Source organism: Cupriavidus sp. HMR-1 (assembly GCF_000319775.1).
GTDB lineage: Bacteria > Pseudomonadota > Gammaproteobacteria > Burkholderiales > Burkholderiaceae > Cupriavidus > Cupriavidus metallidurans.
In genome coordinates this window covers 1-6,291 of record NZ_ANKP01000182.1, presented here as the reverse complement: position 1 = coordinate 6,291, position 6,291 = coordinate 1, and the positions used below count along the sequence as shown (strand labels likewise).

7 protein-coding genes are annotated in these 6,291 nt (G+C 67.9%); all 7 read left to right on the top strand.

Features of this window, described 5'->3' with window-relative positions:
• The first annotated feature begins 273 nt into the window (after window positions 1–273).
• On the top strand, window positions 274–1,320 hold the full coding sequence (locus D769_RS19800) for a phosphotransferase (RefSeq protein ID WP_008648711.1): 1,047 nt from the start codon (window positions 274–276) through the stop codon (window positions 1,318–1,320).
• A gap of 107 nt (window positions 1,321–1,427) precedes the next feature.
• Window positions 1,428–2,129 carry an AzlC family ABC transporter permease gene (locus tag D769_RS19795; protein WP_234706936.1) on the top strand — a complete coding sequence of 234 codons (702 nt, stop codon included), beginning with the start codon at window positions 1,428–1,430 and terminating at the stop codon, window positions 2,127–2,129.
• Complete coding sequence (locus D769_RS19790; RefSeq protein WP_008648707.1) at window positions 2,126–2,449, top strand: AzlD domain-containing protein; 324 nt, start codon at window positions 2,126–2,128, stop codon at window positions 2,447–2,449. The genes D769_RS19795 and D769_RS19790 overlap by 4 nt, the downstream gene beginning before the upstream one ends.
• Window positions 2,446–3,153, top strand: coding sequence for an N-acetylmuramate alpha-1-phosphate uridylyltransferase MurU (gene murU, locus D769_RS19785; protein ID WP_008648705.1), 708 nt, complete (start codon window positions 2,446–2,448; stop codon window positions 3,151–3,153). The genes D769_RS19790 and murU overlap by 4 nt, the downstream gene beginning before the upstream one ends.
• A gap of 128 nt (window positions 3,154–3,281) precedes the next feature.
• Window positions 3,282–4,679, top strand: coding sequence for an aminopeptidase P N-terminal domain-containing protein (locus tag D769_RS19780; protein WP_008648703.1), 1,398 nt, complete (start codon window positions 3,282–3,284; stop codon window positions 4,677–4,679).
• On the top strand, window positions 4,676–5,140 hold the full coding sequence (locus D769_RS19775; RefSeq protein ID WP_008648702.1) for a hypothetical protein: 465 nt from the start codon (window positions 4,676–4,678) through the stop codon (window positions 5,138–5,140). Before D769_RS19780 ends, D769_RS19775 begins: the two co-directional genes overlap by 4 nt.
• A partial coding sequence (locus D769_RS19770) for a UbiH/UbiF/VisC/COQ6 family ubiquinone biosynthesis hydroxylase (protein ID WP_008648701.1) occupies window positions 5,118–6,291 on the top strand: 1,174 nt, incomplete at its 3' end. The genes D769_RS19775 and D769_RS19770, both read left to right, overlap by 23 nt.

Sequence of the window (6,291 nt, the reverse complement as noted above, 5' to 3'; positions counted from 1 at the left end):
CGCTGGCGGGCAGGCGGACGCGCCGGGACGTGCCCGGGGGCGCTGGCGGTCGGGTGGCCGGATGATGCGGTGATCGTCGTTGTTCGGTCATGCAAACGGTGGTCGGTCAGCTCGGCGGGCCGGCGCTTCGAAGGGGCTGCAAAGTTTGCCCCTGCTTCGACGCCAACCCATTGCCAGAGCGGGCTGCGGGGCGACAAAGGCCCCTCCCGGAGGCCACCCGGCGCCCGGGTCTGGTCGGGTATTATACGGGGCATCGTATTCTCCCTTTCAGGCATGTCTGCACTTCTTCACGCCACGGGCCAAGACCCGCGCATCGAACAACTCAAAACGTGGGTAGCCAGACTCGGTGCGGCATGGTCGATCGACCCGGATTCCTGCGCCCCCGCGTCGGCCGACGCAAGCTTTCGCCGCTACTTCCGCGTGCGGACCGGCCACCCTGCGCACCCCACCGCGATCGTGATGGACGCGCCACCCTCGCACGAGGATTGCCGACCGTTCATCCATGTGGCAAAGCTGTTCGGCGATGCCGGCGTGACGGTGCCGACGGTGCTGGCCCAGGATCTCGAGCAGGGTTTCCTGCTGCTGGCCGATCTGGGCAGCCAGACGTACCTGTCGCGCCTGGACGACACCTCGGCGCACAATCTCTATACCGATGCGGCCGCCGCGCTGGTCAAGATCCAGGCCGCCACCCGCCCGGGCGAACTGCCGGCGTACGACCGCGCGCTGCTGCAGCGCGAACTGGACCTGTTCCCGCAGTGGTACATCGCCAAGCACCTCGGCGTGACGCTCGACGACCGTCAGCAGGCCGACCTGCGTGAGGTGTTCGAGACCATCATGGCCAACAACCTGGCGCAGCCGCAGGTCTACGTGCATCGCGACTACCATTCGCGCAACCTGATGGTGCTGCCCGAAGCCAGCAACCCCGGTGTCCTGGACTTCCAGGATGCGGTGATCGGCCCGATCACCTACGACGCCGTGTCGCTCTGGCGCGACGCCTATATCGAATGGGAAGAAGAGCAACAGCTCGACTGGCTGATCCGCTACTGGGAACGCGCCCGCAAGACCGGGCTGCCCGTGGCGGCCGATTTCGGCGAGTTCTACCGCGACTTTGAATGGATGGGCCTGCAACGCCACCTCAAGGTGCTTGGTATCTTCGCGCGTCTGTATCACCGTGACGGCAAGGACGGCTATCTGGCCAACCTGCCGCTCGTGCTCCGATACACCCGCAACGTGGCAGGCCGGTATAGCGAGATGCGCAAGCTCGTGCGCCTGCTCGATGCGATCGAAGGCACCGAGCGGCCCACCGGCTTCACGTTCTAGGCGGGTGCAACGTGGAGGTCCCATCCGACACCCCTGACACCCCCGAGGCCGCCGAGGCTATCACCCGCAGCGGCGAATGGTGGGCCGGCGCCCGCGCGCTGGCGCCGATGCTGCTCGGCGTGATGCCGTTCGGCCTGATTTACGGCGTGCTGGCAGTCAATGCCGGAATGCCGGCCTGGCTGGCCTGCGCGATGAGCGCGATCGTCTTCGGCGGGGCATCGCAGATGATCCTGACGCAACTCTGGGCAGCCGGCACGCCGGCGCTGGTGGTCGCGTTCACGGTGGCGATGGTCAATCTGCGACACGCGCTCTATTCCGCGACGATTGCCGCATCCCTGGCACCGCTGCCACGCCGCTGGAAGGCGCTGATTGCCTATCTGCTGACCGACGAGGCGTTCGCGGCCATGACCCGCCGTCTGGGAGACACTGGCCCGCGCGCGCGCTACCGGCACTGGTTCTACTTTGGCGCGGGCTTTTCGCTCTGGGCGAGCTGGCAGGTCTCCACGCTGGCCGGTGTGCTGGTTGGCGCGCAGGTGCCGCGTGACTGGCCGCTCGATTTCTTCCTGCCGCTGACCTTCATCGGGATCATCGTGCCGAATTTGAAGCACCGCTCGCAGACCGCCGCCGCGCTGGTGGCCTCGGTACTGGCCGTGGCGTGCTTCGCCATGCCGCACAAGCTCGGCATCATGGTGGCGGCGCTGGGCGGCATTGCCGCAGGCATGTTGCTGCGCGGGCGGGACCGGGACGGTACCGGGCGGCGCTCGTCGGACGCATCGGGCCAAACCGATCGCAAGGAGCACGCAGCATGAGCCAGATGACCCTGCTGTGGGTATTCATCGGCGCGGGACTGGCCACTTTCCTGATCCGGCTGTCATTCATCGCCGTCGAGGGCCGCGTGCGCCTTCCGGCATGGTTTCGCACGGCGCTGCAGTTCGTGCCGGCGGCCATGCTGTCGGCCCTGATCGCGCCGGACCTGCTGATGCGCGACGGCGCCGTGTTCGTCAGCCTGCACAATGCACGCCTGATCGCCGGCGTGGTGGCCATCGTCATCGCCGCGCGCACGCGCAGCGTTGGCTGGACCATCGCCGGAGGCATGGCCGCCCTGGTTGCCCTGGAGGCTCTGATTTGAAAGCGATGATCTTCGCCGCCGGCCGCGGCGATCGTATGCGACCGTTGACAGATGCCTGCCCGAAGCCGTTGCTGGCCGTGGGAGGCAAGCCGCTGATCGTGTGGCAGGTCGAGGCGCTGGTGCGGGCCGGCCTCACCGATATCGTCATCAATCACGCCTGGCTCGGCGAGCAGCTCGAGTCGGCACTGGGCGATGGTTCGCAATTCGGCGCGCGCATCCATTGGTCGGCCGAAGGCACGGCGCTGGAAACGGCCGGCGGCATCGCCCACGCGCTGCCCCTGCTGACCGGCAAGGCCGACGCCGACGACGTGTTCCTGGCCGTATCGGGCGACATCTTCTGCGACTTCGACTACCGCACCCTGTTGCCGCGCGCCCGCGCCATGGCCACGGCCCAGCGCCCGCACATGCATCTGGTGATGGTGCCGAACCCGCCCTTCCATCCGCGCGGCGATTTCGTGCTGGATGCCGCCGGACTGCTGCGGATGCCCAGCGCCGACGGCCACGCGCTGACGTTCGGCAATATCGGCCTGTACGACACCCGCCTGTTCCGCGAAATCGAACGCGGGGCGAAGGTGGCGATGTCGCCCTACTATCGGGAAGCCATCGCCGCAGGCCTGGCCACGGGCGAGCGCTTCGACGGACGCTGGGAAAACGTTGGCACTCCTGCGCAACTGGCGGCGCTTGATCGCTCGCTGCGGGCATAGCGGCGCGCTCCCAAACGTTACCAAAGCCCCGTACGCGCCCGCTTTTGCGCCGCATCGTGCGCACGCGCGGCCCGCTTTACCCGCCGACGGGTTTAGAATCGGGGCATTCCCCTCACCGTCTTTCATCCATGTCCGCACCCGACTCCGCCCTCCTCGGCGCGTGCAGCGATCGCCGCGCCCGTGTGCTGAAACATCTGCGCGCCAACGGCGGCGGCGTGGCCATCGTGCCAACCGCGCCGGAAGCCATGCGCAATCGCGACAGCGACTATCCGTACCGGCACGACAGCTATTTCTATTACCTTACCGGATTCACCGAGCCAGACGCAGTGCTCGTGCTGGTGGCGGGCGGCCCGGGCGACGACACCAACAGCAGCATCCTGTTCTGCCGGCCCAAGCACGAAGAACGCGAGATCTGGGATGGCTTCCGCTATGGCCCGGAAGGCGCGCGCGCGATGTTCGGCTTCGACGAGGCGCACTCGGTCGAGGACATCGACAAGCTGCTGCCGCCGATGCTGGCCAACCGCGCCACGCTGGCCTATCCGCTGGCCGCCACCGCAGACTTCGACGCACGCGTGCGTGGCTGGCTGGATGCGGTACGGATGCAGGGCCGCGCCGGGGTGTCCTCCCCGTCGGCCGCGCTAGACGTCCGCACACTGCTCGACGAGATGCGCCTGTTCAAGGATGCGGGCGAACTGGTCACGATGCGCCGTGCCGCCGAGATCTCGGCCCAGGCGCATGTTCGTGCGATGCGCACGTCGCGCCAAGGCTTGCGCGAGTACCACCTCGAAGCCGAACTGCTCTACGAATTCCGCCGCCACGGCGCCCAGAGCGTGGCCTACAACTCGATCGTCGCCACGGGCCCCAACGCTTGCGTGCTGCACTACCGGGCGGGTCCGGCCGAACTGCGCGACGGCGACCTGTGCCTGATCGACGCGGGTTGCGAACTCGACGGCTACGCGTCGGACATCACGCGCACGTTCCCGGTCAACGGCCGATTCACGCCGGCGCAGCGCGAGCTCTATGACCTCGTGCAGGCTGCGCAGGACGCCGCCATCGCCGAGACACGCGCGGGCGTGCCATACAACGTCCCGCACGACGCGGCGGTGCGTGTGCTGGCGCAAGGCATGCTGGACACCGGCCTGCTCGACCGCAACAAGGAAGGCACGCTCGACGACGTGCTGGCCAGCGGCAGCTATCGCCGCTTCTACATGCACCGCACGGGCCACTGGCTCGGCATGGACGTGCACGACGTGGGTGAATACCGCGTGCCCGGCCCGCTGCCGGCAGGCCACGAGGGCGAGCGACCATGGCGTCCGCTCGAGGCGGGCATGGTGGTAACCATCGAGCCGGGCATCTACGTGCGCCCGGCCGAAGACGTACCCGAACGCTACTGGCACATCGGCATCCGCATCGAGGACGACGCCGTGGTGACTTCGGGAGATTGCGAATTGATCACGCGCGGCGTGCCTGTGAAGGCCGACGAGATCGAGGCACTGATGCGCGACAACGGAGGCATGTCGCGATGAAGGCATTGTTGAGCAAACTGTTCGGAACCGGCGTCACGAAGACCCACACGACGCGAGCAGTCGATCCGAACGAACCATTCGTGATCAATATTTATGACGACCGCGTCGTGGTGCACCGCCCCGACGGCCAGCGCGAAGAGCTGGCCTGGGACGCGCTGGAGAAAGTCGTGGTGCGCGTGTCCGACCGCGCGCCGTGGGCAGGCACCGCATGGCTGATCCTGGCCGGCGACGCCGCAAGTCAGCAAGGCTGCGTGGTGCCGATGACCGCGGCCAACCACGAGGCGCTGGTGCGGCGCCTGCAGGAGCTGCCCGGCTTCCATCAGCAGAAACTCGATAACGCGATGCGCGACGCCACCTCTGGCAAGTCACGCACCGACGCGAATCTGTGGAAGCGATCCGAAGCCGAAGCCCAAGCGCGCAAGGACGAGGAAACCAGCCATGACGCTGCCAACCAGCACTGACGCACTCGCGGTTGAGCCGCGCGACATCGTCATTGTCGGCGGCGGGCCGGTCGGCTTGGCGCTGGCGGCGCAGTTGCTACGCACCACATCGTGGCGCATCACGCTGATCGACGCGGCCACGCCGGCGCGCGCCGCACGTGATCCGCGCGCCATTGCCTTGTCGCACGGCAGCCGCCAGTTGCTCGAGCAGATCGGCGCATGGCCGGTGCCGGCGCAGGCGATCGAGCATATCCATGTCTCGCAGCGCGGCCGCTTCGGTCATGTGAAGCTCCATGGCGACGACTACGGCGTGCCCGCGCTGGGCTATGTGGTCAGGTACGGCGACCTTTGCCAGACCCTCGAACGCGCGCTCGCCCGCGCCGCCGACGCCGCTCCGGGCCGGCTTGAACGCGCCTTCGAGACGCGTATCGACAACATCGATCAAGGCGACCGCAGCGACGGCAGCAACCGGAGCGACGCCGCCCTGGTCCGGCTGACCGGCACCTCGCACGCAGAGCAGGAAGGATTGCCGGTAGCGTTTGCGGCCCGCATCGCTGTGCAGGCCGAAGGCGGACTGTTCCACCAGCAAATCCAGCGGCTGTCGCGTGGCACCGAGGCCGCGCGGCGACGCGACTATCAACAGACCGCGATCATCGGTCATGTGACGTGTACGCAACCACAGCCCGGCTGGGCGTGGGAACGTTTTACCGAGGAAGGGCCGCTGGCGCTGCTGCCACACGAGGAACATGGCGTGCAGGGCTACGCGCTGGTCTGGTGCTGCCCGCCCGAGCAGGCCATGCGCCGGCTCGCGCTCCCAGAGGACGAGTTCGCATATGAACTGGGCCAGGCGTTCGGTACGCGAATGGGCCGGTTCACGCTGGTTGGCAAGCGCCACGCATTTCCGCTCGGGCTCAATGCCGCGCCGGTCACGGTCGACGGGCGCATTGCCGCGGTCGGGAATGCCGCGCAGACGCTACATCCGGTGGCCGGACAGGGGCTGAACCTGGGCCTTCGCGATGCGTTCGCGCTGGCCGATTCGCTGCGCGCCGGCTGCACATCACAGGCGCTGGAGGCGTTCGCGAGCCGGCACCGGGTCGACCGCGCGATGACAATCGGCATCACCGACCTGCTGCCGCGCGTGTTCGCCGTGGGCGGCCCGATGGCGGCCCACG

Coding starts and splice junctions, on each gene's coding strand:
- D769_RS19800 (WP_008648711.1), top strand. CDS start 274: ATGTCTGCACTTCTTCACGCCACGGGCCAAGACCCGCGCATCGAACAA.
- D769_RS19795 (WP_234706936.1), top strand. CDS start 1,428: ATGCTGCTCGGCGTGATGCCGTTCGGCCTGATTTACGGCGTGCTGGCA.
- D769_RS19790 (WP_008648707.1), top strand. CDS start 2,126: ATGAGCCAGATGACCCTGCTGTGGGTATTCATCGGCGCGGGACTGGCC.
- D769_RS19780 (WP_008648703.1), top strand. CDS start 3,282: ATGTCCGCACCCGACTCCGCCCTCCTCGGCGCGTGCAGCGATCGCCGC.
- D769_RS19775 (WP_008648702.1), top strand. CDS start 4,676: ATGAAGGCATTGTTGAGCAAACTGTTCGGAACCGGCGTCACGAAGACC.